At 60.4% G+C, this 2444-nt stretch carries 2 protein-coding genes; both read left to right on the top strand.

Going from position 1 to position 2444, the window contains the following annotated elements; all coding sequences use genetic code 11:
- The first annotated feature begins 92 nt into the window (after nt 1–92).
- Complete coding sequence (locus ACFO5X_RS19765; RefSeq protein WP_380720204.1) at nt 93–1427, top strand: APC family permease; 1335 nt, start codon at nt 93–95, stop codon at nt 1425–1427.
- Nucleotides 1428–1432: 5 nt separating this feature from the next.
- Nucleotides 1433–2407: a Na+/H+ antiporter NhaA gene (locus tag ACFO5X_RS19760; RefSeq protein WP_380720207.1), complete on the top strand. Its 975-nt coding sequence runs from the start codon at nt 1433–1435 to the stop codon at nt 2405–2407.
- Nucleotides 2408–2444: the final 37 nt, after the last annotated feature.

The following is a 2444-nucleotide window of genomic DNA, read 5'->3' as shown; positions in this document are numbered from 1 at the left end:
GCCAGACGAATGCTGGAACTACTTCAAGGCTGCCGGATATGTCTCAGGTTAAAGGTCGGGCGCTTTAAGAAACGGGAAAGACGGGGCAAATCATGAATCACGAGCACGGCCACGGCGGCGACGGCTACAAGAAGAACTCCATCACTTTGGGCGGCGCGGTTGCCATGGGCACGGGCGTGATGATCGGGGCAGGGATCTTTGCCCTGACAGGGCAGATTGCCGAACTGGCCGGGCCGCTCTTTCCCATTGCGTTCATCATCGGTGCGATCGTGACCGGGTTCAGTTCCTACAGCTACATCAAGATGTCCAACGCCTGGCCTTCGGCAGGGGGGATCGGGATGATCCTGCAAAAATGCTACGGACCCGGCGGGATTGCCGCGGGGGCGGCGCTTTTGATGGCGCTCAGCATGGTGATCGCGGAAAGCCTCGTGGCGCGGACCTTTGCGACATATCTTTTGCGGGCCTTCGATATCGAGGGCGGGCCGCTTGTGCCCATCCTTGCCGTCGGGGTGATCCTGTTTGCCTTCCTTGTGAACATCGCGGGCAACCGGTCGATCGGGCTGTTTTCGATGGTCATGGCCGCAATCAAGATCGGGGGCATCGCGCTCTTCGGGATTGCGGCCCTCTGGTCGAGCGGGATCGACTTCGCTGCGGGTTCGCAGGACACGGGTGATTTTGGCGCGATGGGGTTTGTGGCCTCGGTTGCGCTGGCCATTCTGGCATTCAAGGGGTTCACGACAATCACCAACAGCGGTGCCGAGGTCACTGATCCCAACCGCAACGTCGGGCGCGCGATCATCATTTCGATTGCGCTGTGCGTGGTCGTCTATCTGCTCGTGGCCTTCGGTGTCGGCTCCAGCCTGACCATCGACGAGATCATCGCCGCCAAGGACTATTCGTTGGCCGAGGCGGCGGAACCGGCCTTGGGGCAGGTGGGCTTTCTGCTGACGGTCCTGTGGGCCGTCGTCGCCACGGCGTCTGCCGTGCTGGCGAGCGTCTTTGCGGTCTCGCGGATGCTGGCGATGCTGACGGACATGAAGATGATCCCGCACAGCCATTTCGGCATGTCGGGGCCGATCCAGCGGCATACGCTGGTCTATACCGTGGTCATCGCGTCCTTCCTTGCCGTGTTCTTTGACCTGAGCCGCATCGCGTCGCTGGGCGCATTCTTCTACCTGATCATGGATATGGTCGTGCATTGGGGCGTCTGGCGCTACCGCCGGGCAGAGATCGGTGCCTCGGGTGTCGTCATTCTTGCAGCACTCGGATTTGATGCGATCGTTCTGGTCGCGTTCACGGCCATGAAGCTGCAGAGCGATCCCGCCATCGTCGCCTATGCGGCCGTTACGATCGCGGGAGTCTTTCTGTTCGAACGCGCCTACCTGTCGCGCTGGCTGGCGCCGCAAGATGAGCCCGCCCACAGTTGACGGATGTGGCCACGCAATCGGTCCGCGACGGGCGGCGCGCGGGGTTCGCCATGCTCGTCGGTCTTGCTCTGGGTATGGTGGCCGCGAACTCGCCGCTGGCGGACATCTATGCGATTGTGCATCACCTGCCTCTGCGGGTTGGGGCGGGCACCAGGGCAATCGAAGCCCCTCTGATCGAGTGGATAAATCAGGGCCTTCTGACGGTCTTCTTCTTTCTGATTGGCATCCACACAAATCACGAGCTGACCCGTGGGGCGCTGTCCGAACCCAGTGCGGCCATGCTTCCGGCAAGTGCGGCGCTTGGGGGCATGATCGTGCCGGCAGCCATATATCTTGGAGTCAATTTCGGAGATACTGTCGCCCTTCGTGGGTGGGCGATCCCCATTGCGACAGACATCGTCTTGGTCCTTGGCGTCCTTTCGCTGTTTTCGGGTCAGCTTGGTCCTGCGATCATCGCCTTTGCAACGGCCGCCGCGATTTTCGACGACCTCGGCGCAGTAATTGTCATCGCATTGTTCTACGGATCGTTCGATCAGCTTTGGCCGCTTTGGATGGTGGTTGGCGGCTTGGCAGGTCTATTTCTACTCAATCGAACCCGAAGGGCATCGCTCGTGCCTTACCTCGCCTTCGGCTGCGTTCTCTGGGCAGGACTTATACTGACCGGTCTCGAAGGAGCGATTGCAGGGGCAATTGTCGGGTTTTCTCTGCCGCTGTCGTCGTTTCCGCCAAGAGCGACAGCGCGCGCTGAGCGGCGCGTTTCGCCATTTGCTCTGTTCTTTGTCGTGCCGATCTTCACCTTCTTCAACAGCGGCGTTATGCTGGATTTTTTTCCCGCCGATCCACAGGCATGGTCCGTGGCCATCGGTATTGCGATGGCGCTGATTGTCGGAAAGCCTTTGGGACTTCTCGCCGGAACACTCCTGGCGCTTCGCCTCGGCATCGGAACACTCGAGAGTGTCAGATCTTCTGTGTATGAGTGATCCGGTCCATGCTTCTTCGAAAGGAAGCATGCATGAC

Origin of the sequence: Seohaeicola nanhaiensis (assembly GCF_042654245.1) — a bacterium.
GTDB classification, from domain to species: Bacteria; Pseudomonadota; Alphaproteobacteria; order Rhodobacterales; family Rhodobacteraceae; genus Seohaeicola_A; species Seohaeicola_A nanhaiensis.
This window is presented reverse-complemented; position numbering and strand designations above follow the sequence as displayed.